At 62.9% G+C, this 18627-nt stretch carries 15 protein-coding genes; 8 read left to right on the top strand and 7 right to left on the bottom strand.

Annotated features, from left to right (window positions below):
- Nucleotides 1–39: 39 nt before the first annotated feature.
- From ACQY7R_RS28275 to ACQY7R_RS28260, 4 genes are all read right to left on the bottom strand, one after another.
- On the bottom strand, nt 40–768 hold the full coding sequence (locus tag ACQY7R_RS28275; protein ID WP_152098095.1) for a class I SAM-dependent methyltransferase: 729 nt from the start codon (nt 766–768) through the stop codon (nt 40–42).
- Nucleotides 769–883: 115 nt separating this feature from the next.
- On the bottom strand, nt 884–2938 hold the full coding sequence (locus ACQY7R_RS28270; RefSeq protein WP_428308870.1) for a vWA domain-containing protein: 2055 nt from the start codon (nt 2936–2938) through the stop codon (nt 884–886).
- Nucleotides 2935–3849 carry a DUF58 domain-containing protein gene (locus ACQY7R_RS28265; protein WP_428308869.1) on the bottom strand — a complete coding sequence of 305 codons (915 nt, stop codon included), beginning with the start codon at nt 3847–3849 and terminating at the stop codon, nt 2935–2937. Before ACQY7R_RS28265 ends, ACQY7R_RS28270 begins: the two co-directional genes overlap by 4 nt.
- A 74-nt stretch (nt 3850–3923) precedes the next feature.
- The gene (locus ACQY7R_RS28260; protein WP_428308868.1) at nt 3924–4940 is read right to left on the bottom strand and encodes an AAA family ATPase; all 1017 of its coding nucleotides are present in this window, start codon (nt 4938–4940) and stop codon (nt 3924–3926) included.
- Nucleotides 4941–5595: 655 nt separating this feature from the next.
- Here ACQY7R_RS28260 and ACQY7R_RS28255 point away from each other — a divergent pair.
- The 3 genes from ACQY7R_RS28255 (at nt 5596) to ACQY7R_RS28245 (ending at nt 8017) form a co-directional block, all read left to right on the top strand.
- Entirely contained in the window at nt 5596–6720 is a 1125-nt protein-coding gene (locus ACQY7R_RS28255) for an L-threonylcarbamoyladenylate synthase (protein WP_428308867.1), read from the top strand.
- A gap of 196 nt (nt 6721–6916) precedes the next feature.
- Nucleotides 6917–7369 carry a ribose 5-phosphate isomerase B gene (rpiB, locus tag ACQY7R_RS28250; protein WP_152098090.1) on the top strand — a complete coding sequence of 151 codons (453 nt, stop codon included), beginning with the start codon at nt 6917–6919 and terminating at the stop codon, nt 7367–7369.
- 33 nt (nt 7370–7402) lie between these two features.
- Entirely contained in the window at nt 7403–8017 is a 615-nt protein-coding gene (locus tag ACQY7R_RS28245) for a hypothetical protein (RefSeq protein WP_428308866.1), read from the top strand.
- 21 nt (nt 8018–8038) lie between these two features.
- On the opposite strand, the gene ACQY7R_RS28240 is transcribed toward ACQY7R_RS28245, so the two are convergent.
- On the bottom strand, nt 8039–8317 hold the full coding sequence (locus ACQY7R_RS28240; protein ID WP_428308865.1) for a hypothetical protein: 279 nt from the start codon (nt 8315–8317) through the stop codon (nt 8039–8041).
- A gap of 280 nt (nt 8318–8597) precedes the next feature.
- Between ACQY7R_RS28240 and ACQY7R_RS28235 the strand changes: the two genes are divergently transcribed.
- Nucleotides 8598–9482: a hypothetical protein gene (locus tag ACQY7R_RS28235; RefSeq protein ID WP_428308864.1), complete on the top strand. Its 885-nt coding sequence runs from the start codon at nt 8598–8600 to the stop codon at nt 9480–9482.
- A gap of 3 nt (nt 9483–9485) precedes the next feature.
- The gene (locus ACQY7R_RS28230) at nt 9486–10166 is read left to right on the top strand and encodes a hypothetical protein (RefSeq protein ID WP_428308863.1); all 681 of its coding nucleotides are present in this window, start codon (nt 9486–9488) and stop codon (nt 10164–10166) included.
- Between the two features lie 135 nt (nt 10167–10301).
- On the opposite strand, the gene ACQY7R_RS28225 is transcribed toward ACQY7R_RS28230, so the two are convergent.
- Nucleotides 10302–11768 carry a protein kinase domain-containing protein gene (locus ACQY7R_RS28225; RefSeq protein WP_428308862.1) on the bottom strand — a complete coding sequence of 489 codons (1467 nt, stop codon included), beginning with the start codon at nt 11766–11768 and terminating at the stop codon, nt 10302–10304.
- Between the two features lie 156 nt (nt 11769–11924).
- Complete coding sequence (locus ACQY7R_RS28220; RefSeq protein WP_152098087.1) at nt 11925–12203, bottom strand: transcriptional regulator; 279 nt, start codon at nt 12201–12203, stop codon at nt 11925–11927.
- 501 nt (nt 12204–12704) lie between these two features.
- Here ACQY7R_RS28220 and ACQY7R_RS28215 point away from each other — a divergent pair.
- The 3 genes from ACQY7R_RS28215 to ACQY7R_RS28205 all read left to right on the top strand — a co-directional run bounded on the left by ACQY7R_RS28215 (nt 12705) and on the right by ACQY7R_RS28205 (nt 18572).
- Entirely contained in the window at nt 12705–15281 is a 2577-nt protein-coding gene (locus ACQY7R_RS28215; protein WP_428308861.1) for a hypothetical protein, read from the top strand.
- A 448-nt stretch (nt 15282–15729) separates the two neighbouring features.
- Nucleotides 15730–16611: an ABC transporter ATP-binding protein gene (locus tag ACQY7R_RS28210; RefSeq protein WP_428308860.1), complete on the top strand. Its 882-nt coding sequence runs from the start codon at nt 15730–15732 to the stop codon at nt 16609–16611.
- 131 nt (nt 16612–16742) lie between these two features.
- The gene (locus ACQY7R_RS28205; protein WP_428308859.1) at nt 16743–18572 is read left to right on the top strand and encodes an ABC transporter permease; all 1830 of its coding nucleotides are present in this window, start codon (nt 16743–16745) and stop codon (nt 18570–18572) included.
- Nucleotides 18573–18627 lie beyond the last annotated feature (55 nt).

Raw genomic sequence — 18627 nt, 5'->3', positions numbered from 1 at the left:
AACCGGGGGCTAAGGCGGCACTCGTAACGCGGGCAGAGATTACCGCTTCTGGATCTCGACGCAGATGCCGCCGGCGCGGAAGGCTTTGTGCATCCGCGTGAACCAAATCTCTTGCTTCCAGTGGAGATCCAGTGTTTCACAAACCCGCATCAGTTCCTTGCGGTTGTAAGTGCGGCACAACCACAGGCGGCTCGTCCAGGCGCCCGAGAAGCTGTCCTCGGTCGTCAGCAGGAACATCCGGCCGCCGGTCTGCAGGACGCGCGACATTTCGGCGAGGCCGGTCTCGGCGTTCGGCAAGTGTTCCAGCACGTAGCCGCAGGTGATGCAGTCGAACGAACCATCCGCGAACGGCAGTTGCGACAAATCACACGAGACAAACCGAGGTCGATCGCTCTTCAGGCGGTTGCGGGCCCGCCGCAACATTTGGCTGCTCAGGTCGGTGCAGGTGACCGAGGCGTCGGGATCGCCGTACTTCAGCAGGTGGCCGGCCAATTGGCCCGCGCCGCTGCCGACGTCGAGAATCGACTTGGCGCCCGTCAAATCGAACTTCCGCGAGCGGAAGACCCGCTCGCCGAGCGGAATGTGGAGCGAGAGCGTGCTGGCGACGGTGAGGAGGGCGCCCTTCGGCCCGCCGTAGGCTCGCGCGACCTTATCCCGGTACTCGTTGTAGCTCACACGGCGGATGAGGTCGTTCTCGATGAACCGATGGAGGGTCTTGCCGTCTCCCTTCGGTTTCCGAGCCTTGCGTGGCTTAATGGTCTTGGGCATTTGCCGCCGCGTCCTCAGCAGATAATGGCGAGTGATCTCGGCCTCCGGCCGGAAGGCCCGCCCTCGACAGGGCAAACGACGTGCCGCCGTAGCTCAGGCCCGGCTTCGGCCGCCGTTAGATGTACACTCGTCGGTTATAGATATACCACTCGAAAACCAGCACTGCCAGGGCCGCCAACAGGAGTCCGGTCCAGAGCTCTTTTCGCATCGGGGAGGGCGATTCGGCCTTCACGTCGTCGTAACCGATAGAAAGTGACGCCACTTCCTGCAGGCCCTCATCCCCCTCCTGGCGGGTGCGAAGCCGGATGTCGCTCTCCTGGCGGTCGAAGAGGTTGACCGCAAACCGAGCAACGGCCTCGCTCCCTGCTTGAACTTCGTACGCACCGAGCTGATCTGTCTCGTGAAACGCCAATTTTCCGGCTTTCGGCGCCTCGACCGGCCGGCGCGAGCCGTCGGGCAGGATGACGGCGAGCGCGCCCTTGGTTTCCGGCAAGTCGATCTCGGCCGGCTCGCCGGGACGGATCACTTGGTTTTGCCCCTCTTCCGACGCCCCGCCGAGGTACTGAAAAATGTTCAAACAAAAGTTAGGAAAGCTGAAGTATCGGGGCCAGTTAGTGTTCGCCGTCATATCGCCGTCGGCGTCGCGGCCGACGATCTCGAAGCCGAGCACAGCGTCCTCGAACCCGTCGCGGGGGGCGATCGCCATCAGCGGCCCCTTGGTCGAATCGATTAGCGTTTTGCCGCCCGCGGGAGGGCGGACGATGTGGCTGTTGATGACGCCGACGTTGCCGAGTTCGACCAGCGCGAGGAGCGGGTGGCTTCGCTGCCAGTCGATGATTTGCGGCAACTCGACCGGCGCCTCGGACGACTTTTCGGTCCAGCCGGGGAGGGGCGGCAGTCGGCCGATGAACAGCGTGTTGGCCAGCGGCATTTGCTCAGGCTTCTCGGGAGCGCACTGATCGAAAATCACGAGGTCGTAAGTCTCGGCGCCCATTCGCCGCTGGAAGTCGGGCGTGCCGATGGCCTCGGGCGAGACGACTTCGACTTTGCCAAGCCGCTGGGCCCGGCCGGTCGTCAGCGCGAGTTGCAACGCATTGTTGCCGGGGGTGACCAGCAGGATCCGCGATTGCTTTTGCGGATCGAGCACGGCGTAGCCGCGATTGTCGAGCGGCAGCCGATCGTTCGCGTCGGTCGGCGGCGTGAGCCGCGCTTCGAGCTTGCCCGTGGCTGCGGCGCCAAGATTGAAGGTGACGCCCGTGGCGTCGCCGTCGGGGACGGTGATCTCCGCCGCGTCGAGCAGTTGACCGTCGTGGTACAACTCGACGGTCGAGGTCTGCGGCTCGTCGCTGTAATTGGCGACTTGCACAAACGCCTGCCGATCTTCCGGCCGGGCGTCGTTGCGGCGAGTGTTGAACGCGGTGATTGCGAGGTTGTTCGTATCGAACGAGCCGATGGGGAGATACTTTGGTCGAAGATTGCCCATCGAGAACTCAGCGACTGGTCCGAAGCGACCGTCGCTGAAGATGTAAAGTTCGACCCGTTCTTGCGGAGCGGCCGCGGGCGTTTCGTCGGTCGGTTCGCTGCCATCAGCGCTTGCCGCCGGCGCCGAGTTCGCGAAACCGCCAGCGAGCTCGAGAGCGCCGCGGATATTCGTTGGCTTGGCGGTCGCGGTGATGTGGTCGAGGGCGTCGCGCAGCAACCGTTTGTTGTCGGTGAACTCTTGCACCACGTCAGGCTCGTCGTCGAATGCGATGATCATCGCCGACATGTCGGAACCCATCTGATCGATCAGCGAGCCGACGCGTTTCTTCGCGGCGTCGAGCCGTGTGCCGCCATCGCTATCACCGGTCGACATGCTGGCGGAACGGTCGATCAGGAAAACGAACTTTTGGCCGGTGAGCGATTCGCCGATCCACCCCGGCCGCAGCAGCGCCAAGATCGCGAGCCCGACGAGTAGTAGCTGCAGGAAGAGCAGCAAGCTTTGACGCAGCCGCTGCCAGAGGCTGTTCACGTGGAGGTCTTCGATCACCTTCGTCCAGAGATAGGTGCTCGGAACTTCCAGCGGCTGCCGCTTGAGCTTAAGGAAATAGAGGGCAAAGATCGCGGGCGGCACGATGCCGATCGCGACCCAAGCGGCGGGGCCAAGCGTGTTGCGGAACAGTTCGTTCATCGCACCAGCCCCCGACGCCGGAGGTGTTGACCAACGAGGTCCGCAACGGGCAGTTGGTTATTGGCGAGCATGTAGTGGATGCCGCGGCGGGTGCAGAACTCTTGCGCCCCACGCGTGAACGCTGTGAGCGTTTGCTGGTAGCGGGCAAGCAGCGGCGCGCTGACGGTGATCTCGGCTTCGTCGGCGTCTTCGCAGTCGACCAGTTTTAAGTCGCCTTTTACGTCAGGTTGGAGTTCCTCCTGCGAGAGGAGGTGAATCACGTAGCAGTCCATTTCGTGCGAGACAAAATAACGCAGGGCCGTTTCGTAGCCCTGCTTGTCCATCAGGTCGCTGATGAGCAGCACGATGCCTTTGCCGGGGTTGCGGATGCAGAAGTTCTTCACGCCCGCGGCGAGCGAGGTCTGCTCGCCCGCTTTGATCGCGTCGAGCTGTTGGAGCATCCGCCAGACGCTCGAACGCCCGCGCAACACCGGCCCGCGTTGCGCGGCCGATTGGCCGATAGTCTCGATCCGCACGCGGTCGGCTCGCACCAAACCAATGAAGCCGAGCGCGGCGGCAAGTTGCTTCGCGTACTCTAGCTTCGTCGGCGTGCCGAAATCCATCGACATGCTGGCGTCGATGAGCGTATAGAAGTGGAGGTCCTCCTCTTCCATGAAGAGCTTGACGATCAGCTTGTCGAGCCGGGCGTAAAGGTTCCAATCAAGCAAACGCAGATCGTCGCCGGCGACGTAGTTGCGGAAATCGGCGAACTCGACGCTTTGCCCTTTCCGCTTGCTGCGCCGCTCACCCTTCATTCGCCCGCGGAAGATCTTGCGGGTGACGAGTTCCAACCGCTCGAGCTGCGCGAGGAGCTCTGGCGTGAGGATCTCGGCTTTGGGCTTCGGCGTTGGCGTGACGGTTGGAGAGGACATGGCGAGCGTCAGGAACTCATTGGGGCGTTGGCATCGCCAAATTATTGCCGCATCTCAGCAGAAGAGGAACTTCCTCACGCCACCTTCGCGTCTTCGCCCTTTTCGCTTACCTTTTTGAGGATCTCGGTGAGGACGTGGTCGGCGTCGATCCCCTCGGCCTGGGCTTCGAAGTTCATGATCACCCGATGCCGCATCGCGGGGATGAAGACGCGGCGGACGTCTTCGAAGCTAACGTTGTAGCGGCCGCCAAGGAGAGCGCGGACTTTGGCGGCGAGCGTTACCGTTTGGGCGCCGCGCGGGCTGGCGCCCCAGCGGAGGTATTGGTTCGTAATCGGTTGCGCGAACTGGCCCTCGGGGTGCGTCGCGAGGGTGAGCCGCACGATGTAGTCTTGCACGTGCGGGGCGATGATCACTTCGCGGACGAGTTGCTGCCACTTCACGATCTCGCGGCCATCCATCACCTTCTCGGGGCGAACGTCCACGCCGCGGGTGGTGCGGTCGATGATCGTCGAGAGTTCCTCGCGGCTCGAATAGCCGACGATGAGCTTGAAGAAGAAGCGGTCGAGTTGGGCTTCGGGGAGCGGGTAGGTGCCCTCTTGCTCCAGTGGGTTTTGCGTCGCCATCACGAAGAACGGTGGCTCCATCGGGAAGACCTTGCCAGCGATGCTGACCTTCTTCTCTTGCATCGTTTCAAGCATCGCCGATTGCGTCTTCGGCGTCGCGCGGTTGATTTCGTCCGCCAGGCAAATCTGCGTGAAGATCGGGCCTTTTTGGAATTCGAAGGTGCGGCGGCCGTCGGGGTTTTCGACGACCATGTTCGTGCCGAGGATGTCGGCGGGCATCAGGTCGGGCGTGAACTGGATGCGCGAGAACTGCAGGTCGAGCGTCTCGGCCAGCGTACGGATGAGGAGCGTTTTGCCGAGGCCGGGGACGCCTTCGAGCAGGCAGTGGCCGCCGACGAAGAGGCAGGTGAGCACGCCGTGGACGATGTCGTCGTGGCCGACGATGACGCGGCCGATTTGCTCGCGAACAGCTTTGTAGCGGGCGGCGAACTCGGCGGCTTGCTTTTCGATCGAGGCGCTATCGCTCATGTACCGTTTCTTTCTGTGAAGTGACGCTATACGGAACAGCGTTGCGGACCGGCAGCCCCAAGTTTCTCCGCGGCGGGGCGTGGGGGCAAGCGGAGGGGGAACAAACTCGCATTGCGCGGCGAGTTGCACGGAGAGCGCGGTTTCAGACGGGACGATCGTTCGCCGCAGCAGGGCGGACCGGGCAATCGATGGAATCATCAAAATCGCGCCATTCGAACTCACGGCGACTCACATTTCCGTTCGCAATCTGCCCCGGCACTCGACGTTCGCCGATCCGGGGTAAGAATTGGATTTTCGATATGATCAGCTGGTAAATCGCCGGCAGTCGACAGAGCGGCGTGGACGCCGAACGAGTGCTCCTTACCGAAACGTAACCCCTTTGCGCACAACCACTTTTGCCTCGTACGGCAAGCCTGCAGCAGCTTGACCGTCGACGGCGAGCAGAGATATAGTTCAGAGTCGTTATTCGTCAGTGGGGCAGCGCAGGGGTCGAGCGCTGCACGTCGGCCAGCGTATTCACGCCAGCGACTGGGATTCGGTCCGTACCTCAACTGAGTCGCTCCGCGCGCCGCCGACTAAATCGTTTGCACCCGCTCTGTCCGCCGAATTGACGGCCACCTCGTTGAGCGAACGCCCGCCTCGATAGATTGGATCTATGCCCCCCATCGTCATCAATCTCCGCAAGACCGAAGACAGCCGCGATGTGGTTCATCGCGCCGTGCAGACGTTGGCCGAGGGGAAGCTGGTCGTCTTTCCGACCGAGACCGTCTATGGGCTGGCGGCGAGCGCGCGGCGGGCCGACGGGGTGCGGCGAATTTTCGAAGCGAAGGGACGGTCGCACAACTCGCCGCTGGCGCTAGCGATTCGTAGCGTGGAAGATGCGATCGATTACGCTCCGACGCTGGGGGTGAAGGCGCAACGCCTCGCGCGGCGCTGCTGGCCGGGGCCGATCACGCTAGTCGTCAAACACGGTGAAGACGAAAGCCTGCTGCGGCAACTGCCGGCGGAAGTTCGTGCGGCGGTTGCTCCAAACGGCGAAGTCGGCTTGCGAGTGCCGGCCCATAGCGCGGTGCTCGACGTGCTGCACATGTTGGCGGGGCCGATCGCGCTGACCAGTGCCAATCTTTCCGGCCAACCCGATGCGGTGACCGCGGAAGAGGCGATTCGCAGCATCGGGCCGCATGTCGGGCTGGTGATCGACGACGGCCCTTGCCGCTACGGTCAGCCGTCGACGGTCGTGCGGGCTCGCGACGACTCTTACGAATGCCTGCGCGAGGGGGTCGTCCCCGCGTCGGCATTGGAACGGCTGGCCAGTATGTTGATTGTGATCGTTTGCACCGGCAACACCTGCCGCAGTCCGATGGCCGAAGTGCTGCTACGCAAACTCGTAGCGGAACAACTTGGCTGCAAGATTGAAGAAGTCGAACAGCGCGGCGTGCTGGTTTCCTCGGCTGGCGTGTCGGCGGCTCCCGGCGGCGGGGCGGCGCCCGAAGCAATTAGCACGATGAAGGAACGGGGGCTCGACCTCGTGCGGCACGAATCGCAGCCGCTAACGGAGAAGCTCGTCCGCCAGGCCGACCTCATTTTGGCCCTTACCGGCGCCCACCGGCAGGCGATCATCCGCCGCTGGCCCGAGGCGTCGACGCGGACGTTCCTCGTGCAACCCGACAATACCGACATTGAAGACCCGATCGGCTGCCCGATGGAGGTGTACGAGCAGTGCGCCAACCAGATTGAGGAAGCCCTCCGGCAGCGGGTTAAAGAGCTAAAGTTCACGTAGGGGCGAGGTGGGGCATTGGGGGGGTGAGTAGGTGAGTGAGTTGTGAATTTCACGATCGGACTGCCGGCTTTAGCAGGCAGTTTGCAGCGACGACAAACCCGTCACGGCGATCGATCAACTGAGTTTCGAAACAGAGTCAGAGTTTTCCTTTACGCAGCGACGCATTCGTTCCACATCTTCATAGGGCGTCAGTGCCATGCGCATCGCCATCGGCAGCGACCATCGCGGTTACCACCTCAAGGAGCAACTTATCGGCATGCTCCGTTCGAAGGGGCATGAAGTCCTCGACGAGGGGACGTGCGCGACTGAATCGGTCGACTATCCCGACTTTGCGGTCCTCGTCGCGAAGAAGGTAAGCCAAGGCGCCGCCGAGCGCGGCGTCCTGATTTGCGGCACCGGCATCGGCATGGCGATCACCGCCAACAAATTCTCCGGCGTCCGCGCGGCGCCCTGCAACGACGAAGTGACCGCCGAGATTAGCCGCCGGCACAACGACCTCAACGTCCTCTGCCTCTCGGCCGACATGCTCAGCCCGCGGACCGTCGAGCGGATGGTCGAAGTTTGGCTGACGACGCCGTTCGAAGGGGGCCGACACGAGCGGCGGGTGGAGAAGATCCACCAGCTGGAAAAAGAGCTGGGGTGCCCGTAGCGTCAGGTCTCGGCCGAATCATAAGGATGCAGCATGGGCTGGTTTGATTGGTTGAGGGCCGAGCCCGCCAACATCGAAACCTTGCCCGAAGCGATTTGGGTGAACGACGCCGCCAAGTACGCCGGCATCGCTGCGGCGGTCGATTCGATTTGCCAAACTTCGCCGCCGCCCCCCGCGCTGGCGTTGATCGCCCACTTCCCGCAGACGCTGCATACCTTGCGGCAGATTGCCGCGGAACACGCAGCCTCTTTTCCCATCGAAGTCCGGCTCGCCAAGGAACTGAGCGAGAGGGACTTCACCGTTTCGTCCGCAGGCGGTCGGCAGCCGATTGAAGTAATTGTTGCCGAACGGCACCCGCACGAGCGCGAGGACGCAGCCCTCGATGCGGCGTTGAAACGAACTCCCTACCAGTATCGCGTGAAGCATCACCATTCGTTTGACGACGCGATCTTCCAAATCGGCGGCTGGTCGTCACAGGCGCGCAAGGTGATGGAAATGCTCGGCATGAACGAGAGCGAACCGATCCACAGCAAGGTGGTCGTGCGAAAGCTGCGTCGACTGCAGCGGCGCGTTTCGCGACAAGCCACCAGCTCGCTGCCGGCCAATTCGGGCAGCGATTGGATGCGGCTCAATCTGCCAGCACTGTAACGGCACTCCGGCAGGCTGCCGCTACTTTACCAGCTGAGTGACCTTGAGCGGCTTCCCCAGTTCGTCGATCTCGGCCGTCATGAACGGCGTCTTCAGGTCGGCGCCGTACAAGTACAACTTCTTTTCCGCCGGATCGAAGAAGCCGGTGAGGCCCGAGGCGTACGCGACCACCTGCAACGGCGCCGCCGACGCGGCTGGAGTGGTCGCCTCGGCAGCGATGACAGGCTCCCGCCCCGCGCTCGTCAGCAACCCGCCAACTGCGACGCCGAGAAGAAGTGCAGCGATGTATTTCCGGTCCATTGAATACTCCTGAGATCCTGCGGGGACGTAAGCCTGCGAACGATTCGCTGGGCGGGAGGAGTTATAGCCAAAAAAATCGACAAAGAGCAATGAAAAAAGTCAACGCAGGCGTCGAACACCAAAAACGACGGCGAATTGGTTTACATTTGACGGTTTCGCCGCCATTATGGATGGGTGAATCTTGAACGGTGTTGCATAAACTATGCTTGAGCGGATCTTTCCCCTTCCCGGGGGCCGCTGAAGCGGACGGCCTCCGCCCCCCTGCCCTTCACAGTCCATCATGAAGCAACTGCTAATCAACAGCCTGCGTGAAGTCGACGAGCTTCTCCGCGGCGAACGGACGACGCCGCAACTGCTGGCCGAGAAAGGGCTCGACATCCGCGCTCGACGGATGGTCTTCGTCGTGATCGCGATGGGGATGATTTACGGCCTCTGCATGGGGAGTTTCTCGCTCCTTAAAACAGTGCCGCCGGCACTGGCCGACACGAACGATCGCTACATGCAGGTCTTCGCATCAGTGGTGAAGACGCCGGCCCTGTTTTTCCTGACGCTCCTCGTGACGTTGCCGTCGCTTTATGTATTCAACGCCCTCGTCGGCTCGCGGTTGCGGCCGCTGGGGATGTTCCGGCTGCTGTTCGCTTCGCTGGCAGTGAACACCACGGTGCTCGCATCGCTCGGGCCGATCGTCGCATTCTTCTCGGTAAGCACCAGCAGCCACGCGTTCATCGTGCTGCTGAACGTCGCCGTGTTCGCCGTGGCGGGAACGCTCGGGCTAATGTTTCTGCTGCAAACGCTCCATCGCATGACGGGCGGCGAAGAGCGGCGGAGCAAGCCAATCGCCGCGACAGCCGTGGTCGATGCGGTCGTAGTCGATGCGGCTGTCGACGACACCGTCGACGAAGTCGTGCTGACTCCCGTGGCTTCAGACGCCGCGCTGGAAACGAGCGCCATCGACATGCCGGAAGGCGAATTCTTCGCTCAACACACGCGAACGGTTTTCCGCTGCTGGGTGGTGTTGTTCGCCCTCGTTGGCGCCCAAATGGGCTGGGTGATGCGGCCATTCATCGGCACGCCGGAACTGCCGTTCAGTTGGTTCCGCGAACGTGATTCGAACTTCTTCGCCTCGGTGCTCGGCGCCCTGCGCAAAGTGCTCCTCGGGGACTAGCGCATGGTCTCACCACTCGCCTATGCCGACGACATCCTCCGCCGCGCGCCTTGGACGACGCAGTCCGGGGCGACGTCGCGAGCGCTACCCCGTTTGATTCTGAATTTGACGGCGTTCGCTTTTTTCTACGGCGCCGCGATGGGGACGTTTCGGCTGCTGGCGCGCGAAGACGAGTGGCTGAAACAGATTTTCTACTCAGCGGTGAAGGTGCCGCTGCTGCTCACCTGCTCGTTTGTCATCGGCTTGCCAAGCTTCTTCGTGCTGAGCACGCTGCTCGGCTTGCGGCGAGATTTTGCTGAATCGCTGCGGGCGCTCGTCGCCGCGCAGGCGGGGCTGGCGATCGTGCTCGCAGCGTTCGCGCCGTTGACGCTGCTGTGGTACGCCTCGTCGACAAACTACAACAGCGCACTGTTCTTCAACGGCATCATGTTCGCCGGCGCTAGCTTGGCTGCTCAGTACCTGCTCCGCGAGTTCTACCGGCCGCTGATCGCCCGCAATCCGCGGCATCGCAAACTGCTGATCGCGTGGGGCGCCATTTACATTGCCGTAGCGATTCAACTGGCGTGGCTGTTGCGCCCGTTCGTTGGCGCACCGCAGGCTCCCGTGGCGTTTCTGCGACCCGATGCTTGGGACAACGCTTACGTGGTGGTCGCGCGGCTGGCGCTGCGGATGATTGGGTTCTGAGACGCGACGTCGCAGAACAAGAGAATTTAACGCACTCCACGTCGCGCGGCGAGCGAGTAGGCTCTTGCGAGGGTTCGGACTGGTCGCTTAAGCGACCAGTCCAGCGGCGCGGCAGAGGGTTCTGTGCCGCGCGAGCTACGCGGACTGCTTGCCTGCCAGGGCTTTCAAAATCGCCGCGCGCAAGTCGCGGCCTTTGAGCGGCATCTTCGCCACGACGCGGCTGGGGCTCGCCTGGGCTTCGGGTTCGAGCACGGCGTGCCCGTCGCCGAGCAGCAGCACAGTCGGGATCAGCTTCGTCCGCATGTCGCCGCCGAGTTTATTAAAGGCGTCGAGCGCGTCGCGACCCAATTGGCCAGAGCTGAGCATGATGACGTCGAACGCCTTCACGTCGTCGTAAATCCGCTGAAACAGGCGTTCCGGGTCGGTCGTTACGAGGACGCGGTAGCCCTGCTTTTTGAACAGCTCGCGGAACAGGTCCTGCATCTTGTGATCGCCTTCGACGATCATCAGTTTGCGCGGCTCGCCGGCATCGTCCTGGCCTTCGAGCTTCACCTGCTCTTCGAGTAGCGCGGGATTGTCCTTGGCTTCGGCGACCTTTTTCGCGGCGACCTTCAAATCGGCGAGCATTTCGCCCGGCGTCTGATAGCGGCGGCTGGGGTCGAGTTCGAGCGACTTGGTGACAATCCGCGCGAGCGCCAGCGGCACTTCGGGCGCGACGTCGAGAATTGGCTTGATGTCCATGAATCGCGACTTGCTCAACCGTTGCGAGCGTTCGCGCGTTTCGGCGAGCGCCGGCTTGCCGCAGAGCATCTGGTAGTAGATGCAGCCGGAGAAAAAGATATCGCTTCGCGTGTCGTCCTTGCGGACGTTGGTGGCCCGTTCGAGCCCGGCGTAATCGATAGTCCGCGGATTCGCTTCGTCGGCTTCGGCGCCTTCGACCCCGGCGAGGCCGAAGTCGAGAATTTTCGCGTCGCCGTCGCTAGAGACGATGACGTTCGACATCTTCAGATCGCGGTGCGTGATTCCCTTAAGGAACCCGTAATTCAGCCCCGCCATCATGTCGGCGGCGATCCGCGTCGCGTGGAGCGGATCGAACTTGCCGCGCACTTTGTAAAAGTCGCGAAGGTTCTGCCCTTCGACGAAGTCCATCACGATGTAGTTGAGGGCGCCGCTCGAGACGACCTCGTGGATGCCGACGATGTTGGGGTGCTTGAGCTGCGCGCCAAGTTCCCCTTCACGCCGGAACAGGTCGCGTTTGTCATCCGCGCCGGCGCGACTGTAACGGGCGCGCAAGACCTTCACGGCGAACAGTTCGCCGGTGTGGATGTGCGTGGCGCGGAACACTCTCGCGAATGTTCCGGCGCCGACGCCGTAGAGGATCTTGTAGTCGCCATAGAGGAAGCCGTTGCGATGCCCTTCGATCAGCCGATCGAGCTGATAGTTGGTAAGCAAGCCGCGCCGGACGAGAGCTTGCTTGAACGGCTCGTAATCGACGGCGCGGGTGCCGAATTCGGCCCAGACGCCGTTAAGCTCCTGCTCGGAAAGGACGTTGCAGTCGACGGCCCGTTGCGCCAGCTTCTCAGCGGTGAGGGTAGTGGTCATGGCGCAGAAGAGGCCGCCTCGAAATCGACGCCGAGCGAGCCGTTAGGGGATATCAACGGAAAATGGGAACTGTTGGAGAGTCGACCGGTTGAGAGGGCGAACTCTCCGCGAGCGCCGTCCGCGCGACATTGCCCCGTGTCGCCAGCCGCCGCATGCTTACTCTTCCAACTTTAGCCGATATTCGTCACGTTCGCGACGCGTTGCTTCCAAATCGAACATGAGGTACTTCATGTCGAGGCGGAGCTGGCTGAGGGCGTCCTGGACGAGGGTGAGAATCCGGCGGCGGCGCTTGGTGCTTTCCATCACGGCGTCGACCAGCGGAGCGAGCTGAGCGGCGTAAGGCTCCGGCATGCCGTGGATCGCCTCCGACAAACGAAGGAGGTCGGCAGGGATCTGGTCTTGGCTGGTCGCGATCGAATCTGGCGTGTTGTTCATCGTGCGTCTCCGGGTGGCTTGCTGACGCCACCCTCTAAGGCACTGCTCGTGCCACGGTCATTCCAGACCAACGCCTACTTGCTGCAAAGCATTGTAGTGAAAAGAGTTAACGTGCAGCAAGCAATTGGCGGTTCGAGTCGTGCTGCCACCCTGCCTGTGGCGGAAACGCCTCGACTTGATCTGGCCCCTGTGCGGAAAGACTGATACAAGCACGAGTTACGTCGAGCCGCGTCGCTATCAGCGAATGTTGCCCTGCCGCAACATGGGTGCTGAAGGTCGACCGTCGGCGGGCGATCCCGGGAGAGCGAAGCCACATCCGCGTGCGGCTCCGTCATTTCTTGTCTGGCCACAGCGATTGTATGCATGGAGACGATAAAGCGAAGCTGGTGCGCATCGGTTTGTCGCTGGTGCGCAAGAATCTCAGTGCTTGCTGCAATACTTGCATGGGCGTTTTGCGGGGTTGCGCATGCGCAAACGTTCGAATCGTCGCAATCGTCCCCCGTGTTGCTGGACAATATGGATGGTGCGACGCCGGCGCTCCAACTGCTAAATCCGTCGTCCGAAATTCGCCTCCTCAGCCACACGATCGAGAGTGGTCGGCAGCGATTCGGGAAGGCCTCGGAGCGCATTTGCTTCGCGGCGCCGGCCGGCCATTCGGTGCAACTCGCCTACAACGTTCCGCAAGCCGTTATCCTTTCCGAAACGCGGCTCGCGGCACTGGTCTCGTGCAACCGCCCCGGCGCGCAGCTCGCCGCGATGGTGACCTTGCCGCGGTCGATTGACAAGGAAACCGGTGAACCCCGGCAGTTGCTCGTCCGCTCGGGAGAGAACGGCAAAGGTGGCGATTGGGAGCAGTTTGAGTTCAGTGAGCTCTCGCGCGAGTTGCCGGCTCAGGTGCGCGTCGCGCGGGCCAAGTACGGCGGCAACATCGACGAGCGCGGAGCGTTCGTCACGCAGATGGTGATCCTCGCCCCCGGCGGCCCCGGGGTCACCGAACTGTGGGTTGATCAAATTGCGGTGTACGGCGTGCTAAATGTCGGCGGCAAAGCGCCGGGCTCGGCGCCGAACGAAGTGCTGCCGGTGGCGGGCGTCATTCCCGCCGCCCATACGGCGCCGGCAACCGCCGCGCCGCCGGTCGCCGCCGCGAGTGGCAAGCCGCCCGTCGCGCCGCGGATTATTCAATGGCAAGGCGAGCCGCTGGCGTTCTTGCAGAAGCTGGGGTTCGATGCGGTGTGGATGGGGCGCCCACCCGTCGACAGCGAAATTGCCGAGGCGCGCCGCCTTGGCATGTTCATCATTTGCGAACCGCCAACGCCTGAGCAAATGCGAACGCTGCCGCTGGACGGCCGATTCTCGCAAGTGATGGCCTGGGATCTGGGCAAGCTCGCCGAACCGGGAGATCTGGAAGTCTGCCACCGCTGGGCACAGGCGATCGAGTATTACGAATCAGACCCGGCGCGGCCGGTATTACTGCGGCCGACCGGCATGACGCGCGAAGCAAGCAGGATTGCCGACCTGGTGATGATCGGCCGGCCGACCCTGGGTTCGTCGCTGCCGTGGCCGTCGTATGGGGCCTGGTTGGGGCAGCAGCGAAGGTTGGTGCGAGGCGGCACGCCGTTGTGGGTCAGCGTGGAAACGCACTGCGGCCCCCACTTTGGCGCCCAACTCGGCGCGATGCGCGGCACTGCCGCGGCGATTGTCCCGGCGACGTTTCACGAACTCTCGATGGCAACCTCCGCGGCGTTTGGCATTGCTCCGCGCGGCTTCTGCTTCCAATCGAACGCCAGCCTCGCGGGGGGCGAGCCCGAGAACCAAATCCGCGGCCTCGCCCTGGAGCTAACCAACTTGCGGCTGGGCCTAGCCGAACCGTGGCTGGCCGGCGGCAAATCAGTGACGGTGGCGCAATCCAGCCGCCCCGATCTCAGCGGGTTGGTCATCAAGGTCGAGCGTTCGCACCTGATCGTTCCAATGCGGTGGAGCGACAACTTCCCCGCACCCGCGGAACGATCGAAGCCACAACCGATCTCGTTCAAGCTTCCAGGCGTCCCTGAATCGTCCGATGCCTATCTGCTTTCGATCGCTGGCTCGCACCGCCTGCCCGCGAAGCGGGTCACCGGCGGCCTGCAGATCACCGTCGACCACATGCCCGACGACGCCTTTCTCCTCGTGACCGAGGACGGCTACGCTTACTCACACATTGAACGCTACTTGCGGCAACATGCGCCGCGGGCGGCACAAGCGAGAATCGACCTCGCAGCTCTCCGGCGGCAGCAAGCGGTCGAGGCGCTCGCCAAAATTCCAGGGATCGACGCGCGAGCCGAAATTGCCCCCGTTGACGCTCAGATGACGGCGGTGGCCGAAATGCTGCAGCGCGGCGACCATGCGGCGGTCTTCGGCTACGCCGCTGAGGCGGAGCGGCTGCTCGACGAATCGCTCCGCCGCGTCGCGGCGACGGTGGCACCGTCGCTGCCGGTGGGGTCGGCGCCGTTGCCACTCGATTGGACGACGCTGGCCGAGTTGCGGGCGCTTGAGGGCGCGCTGCCGACTGGTTCCTTGCCGCAATCGGTGCCGGGCGGCGATTTTGAAGACCTCAACCAAGTGCTGCAGTCAGGATGGCAGCGGTTCGAACGCCCGCCGATGGGAGTGACAACGGCGGTGCGGCTTTCGCCCGAGGCCCCCGGCCAAGGCGCCTACTGCCTGGAACTGCAGGTCCAGAGCAACCTGGCCGATTCGACGCCCCCTTCTCTGCCGGCGGCGCCGGTGTGGGTCACCTCGCCGCCCCTGCAAGTCCCGCCAGGACATCTGCTAGAAATCAGCGGCTTGGTAAGGGTGCCAGAGCCGCCGCTCGGTTCGAGCGATCCGCTGCTGATTTTCGACTCGGTCGGCGGCAGCGAAGGAGCGATCCGGATCGAATCGTCGCCCGAGTGGCGGCCGTTCCGGCTGCTTCGCGCACCGACGCCTGGGGCGGAGCTGCGACTGACGATCGCCCTCGGGGGGATTGGCCGCGCTCAAATTGACGGGCTGTCGGTGCGGTACGTGCCGCTCCAGGCTCCGAGCGTCGCGCAAACGCCGCGTTGAGCCGATCGACTCTGGGCATGCTCTCGCATGCCCTCTAGCCCCGGGCTCCGTCCGGGGGTGGGTTCCCATTCCGTCTGGCGATGTCGCGCGATGTGGTGGCCGACCCCCGGGCGGAGCCCGGGGCTGAAAAGCGCTGTCGCGCTGCGGGCTGTACCGGTTGTGTGGCACAGGTTAACGCCAGGGCTGCTTTCCCCAGCGGAGAGCCGCATCCAAGCGGTCGCCGCTCCTTGTCGCTGATTTGGCCGCAACTTATACTCGGCGTTTCACTTGGAGCGAGTTGAGGACGCCTGGAAGCGGCCTATTACGGTCGCTGAACCATCGCGCTCTCTCCGTCGTAGTGCGTGTTACGCCGGATTCTCGCTCGCGTGGCGGCGAATGCCGCCCTCGGGGCCCGCCGATCTCGAACGAGCCATTTTCTTTTCCGATTCGCTGACCCACGACTGCGCCTATGAGCGACGAAATTATTCTCCAAACGCGGGCCCTTTCGAAGGTTTACCGCGACTTCTGGGGCCGCCAAAAAGTCCGAGCCCTCAAAGGTCTCGATCTCGAAGTCCGCCGCGGCGAGGTCTTCGGCCTGCTCGGGCCGAACGGCTCGGGCAAGACGACGACGATCAAGCTGCTGCTTGGGCTGTTGTTCCCGACGGAAGGCGAAGCGCTCGTCTTCGGCAAACCGGCCAGCGACGTCGCTAAGAACGAACGCCTTGGCTACTTGCCCGAAGAGTCGTACCTCTACCGGTTTCTAACGGCGGACGAAACGCTCGACTTCTACGGCCGATTGTTCGACATGCCCGCCGAGGTCCGCCGCCAACGGATCGACGAGCTCATCGAAATGGTCGGCCTACAAAAGGCCCGCAAGCGGCAGCTGCAGGAATACTCTAAGGGCATGACCCGCCGCATCGGCTTGGCTCAGGCTCTGATCAACGACCCCGAGCTGATCATGCTCGACGAGCCGACGAGCGGCCTCGACCCGATCGGCACCCGCGAGATGAAGGACATGATCCTGCGTCTCAAGGACGAGGGGAAGACGATCGTCATGTGCAGCCACTTGCTGGCCGACGTGCAGGACGTCTGCGATCGCATCGCGATTCTGCACCAAGGCGAGCTGAAGGAACTGGGCCGCGTCGACGAGCTGCTGAAAGTGGCCGATGTCACCCAGTTGAAGGCGAAGAATCTTTCGGTCGATTGCCAGAACGAGTTGCGCGACGTCATCGCCCGCCATCATGGCGAGTTGATTTCGCTCGACAACCCGACGACGACGCTCGAAGAGCTGTTCCTGGAAATCGTCCGCGACAGCGAGGCCCGTCCCGGTCGCCGAGCGGGAGCAAAGTAGAGGGTTCAGGCGTTAGGGTTCAGGGTTCAGGGAATACATCTGCTTTCTGAACCCGTGAACCACAGCATTACCGCAACGATGTTGGTCTTATCTTCCTGAACCCCGAACCCTGAACCCTACCCCCTCTGCCGATGGTCGTTGAACAACAACTACTTCCGTACTTTCAGTGGCTGATCACCGGCGGCAATGGCCAGATCGGGGCGCTGGCAAGTTTTGCGCTGGTGTTTGTCGGCGTCGCCATGGCGGCGCTGGTCATCGGCTACGCGATCTCGGCGTCTCGCTACGGCTTGCTGCGCGGCGGCGACGTCACCTACAAGACGGTCAGCGAGGGGCTCCGCGAGCTCGTCCAAACGTCGCCCCGCCGCGTCTGGGCGATTGCCCGGCTGGCGATCAAGGAATCGATGCGACGCCGCGTCGCCGTGGCCCTCGGCGTCTTCTTCCTGGTGCTGTTGTTCGCAAACTGGTTCCTCAGCACGAGCCACCAAGATCCAGCTCGGCTTTACCTTAGCTTCGTTCTCACTGCTTCGACGTACCTCGTGCTGGGCGTTGCGCTCCTCTTGAGTGCATTCAGCCTGCCGGGCGATTTCAAGTCGAAGACGATTTACACCGTCGTCACGAAGCCGGTTCGCGCGGGTGAAATCATCCTCGGCCGCATCATTGGCTTCTCGATCGTGATCACCGTGCTGCTGGCCATTATGGGCATCGGCAGCTACATCTTCGTCGTTCGCTCGCTCGATCACTCACACGGCGTTGAAGCCGAGAGTTTCGAAATCGTCACTGCCCCGGACGGCTCTGCCGCCGGCAAGAAGGGAAAGACGACCCGCGACGCCGATCACCGCCACGAGTTCTCGCTCGACGCAGAAGGTAACGGCGAGACGACCGTCGAGAACGGTCACACTCACATGGTCGAGTCGATTGGCGACGACAAGTACCGCGTCTCGCCGCCGCTCGGGTTTATTCGCGCCCGCGTGCCGCAATACGGCAAGCTTCGGTTCATCGACCGCGGCGGCGCCGCGAAGGACACTGGCATCAGCGTCGGCAACGAATGGGCCTACCGCAGCTTTATCGACGGCAACACGCCGGCGACCGCGATCTGGACCTTCGACAACGTCACCGACGCTCTCGATGCAGGCGTGCCGGAAGACGAACGAGCGCTGAGACTGGCGCTCACCGTCCGCGTCTTTCGTACGCACAAGGGGATCATCGGCCAAGCGCTGCAAGGGACCATCCAACTCCGTAATCCAGAAACGCAGCTCACCAGCGAACCGCTCAGCTTCGATGCTCAAGACCAGCAGGTCGACGAATTCAACATTCCGCGGAAGCAGTACTCGCAGGCACGGCAAGAGATCGACCTCTTCAAAGACCTGGTAAGCAAAGAGGGCCAGATCGAAGTCCTGGTGAAGTGCCTCGATCGCGGCCAGTACTTCGGCTTCGCTCAGGCCGACATGTACATCCGCCATCCCGACGGCTCGCCAATCGCAAGCTTCGTGAAGGTCTGCATGAGCATCTGGGTGCAAGCCGTCATCGTCGTGTCGGTAGGCGTCACGATCAGCACGCTGGTGAGCGGCCCGGTGGCGATGCTGTTCGTCGTCGGCTTCATCATCCTCGGCTTCTGGCGGCAAGACTTCGTCGACATCGCCACGGGCAAGTCGTACGGCGGCGGCCCGGCCGAATCGGTCGTTCGTATAGCCACGCAAGCAAACGTCATGACGGCGCTTGACGACACGCTGCTCAACAACCTGGTGAGCGGTTTCGACCGGTTCTTTGCGAAGCCCATCATGTGGGCGGTCGCCCAGTGCTTGCCCGACTTCAGCGCGTTCAGCACGGTTCGGTATGCAGCCGACGGGTACAATGTCCCGTGGGATCGAGTCTTCCAGGACATGACAGTCTGCATCGGCTACGTGGTAGGCCTGTCGATTTTGGGTTACTTCCTGCTGCGGACCCGGGAAGTCGCTAAGTAAGGATCGGCTGCCGCCAGACGCGTAGCCAGCCGGATGCTGCGGACGAATCGAACCA

The organism is Lacipirellula sp. (assembly GCF_965279485.1).
Lineage (GTDB): Bacteria > Planctomycetota > Planctomycetia > Pirellulales > Lacipirellulaceae > Lacipirellula.
Note: the sequence above shows the minus strand (reverse complement) of the source record. Positions and strands in the feature narration are given on the sequence as shown.

Excerpts from the sequence above, each read along its gene's own strand:
- ACQY7R_RS28275 (WP_152098095.1), bottom strand. The coding sequence starts at position 768 with ATGCCCAAGACCATTAAGCCACGCAAGGCTCGGAAACCGAAGGGAGAC.
- ACQY7R_RS28270 (WP_428308870.1), bottom strand. The coding sequence starts at position 2,938 with ATGAACGAACTGTTCCGCAACACGCTTGGCCCCGCCGCTTGGGTCGCG.
- ACQY7R_RS28265 (WP_428308869.1), bottom strand. The coding sequence starts at position 3,849 with ATGTCCTCTCCAACCGTCACGCCAACGCCGAAGCCCAAAGCCGAGATC.
- ACQY7R_RS28260 (WP_428308868.1), bottom strand. The coding sequence starts at position 4,940 with ATGAGCGATAGCGCCTCGATCGAAAAGCAAGCCGCCGAGTTCGCCGCC.
- ACQY7R_RS28255 (WP_428308867.1), top strand. The coding sequence starts at position 5,596 with ATGCCCCCCATCGTCATCAATCTCCGCAAGACCGAAGACAGCCGCGAT.
- rpiB (WP_152098090.1), top strand. The coding sequence starts at position 6,917 with ATGCGCATCGCCATCGGCAGCGACCATCGCGGTTACCACCTCAAGGAG.
- ACQY7R_RS28245 (WP_428308866.1), top strand. The coding sequence starts at position 7,403 with ATGGGCTGGTTTGATTGGTTGAGGGCCGAGCCCGCCAACATCGAAACC.
- ACQY7R_RS28240 (WP_428308865.1), bottom strand. The coding sequence starts at position 8,317 with ATGGACCGGAAATACATCGCTGCACTTCTTCTCGGCGTCGCAGTTGGC.
- ACQY7R_RS28235 (WP_428308864.1), top strand. The coding sequence starts at position 8,598 with ATGAAGCAACTGCTAATCAACAGCCTGCGTGAAGTCGACGAGCTTCTC.
- ACQY7R_RS28230 (WP_428308863.1), top strand. The coding sequence starts at position 9,486 with ATGGTCTCACCACTCGCCTATGCCGACGACATCCTCCGCCGCGCGCCT.
- ACQY7R_RS28225 (WP_428308862.1), bottom strand. The coding sequence starts at position 11,768 with ATGACCACTACCCTCACCGCTGAGAAGCTGGCGCAACGGGCCGTCGAC.
- ACQY7R_RS28220 (WP_152098087.1), bottom strand. The coding sequence starts at position 12,203 with ATGAACAACACGCCAGATTCGATCGCGACCAGCCAAGACCAGATCCCT.
- ACQY7R_RS28210 (WP_428308860.1), top strand. The coding sequence starts at position 15,730 with ATGAGCGACGAAATTATTCTCCAAACGCGGGCCCTTTCGAAGGTTTAC.
- ACQY7R_RS28205 (WP_428308859.1), top strand. The coding sequence starts at position 16,743 with ATGGTCGTTGAACAACAACTACTTCCGTACTTTCAGTGGCTGATCACC.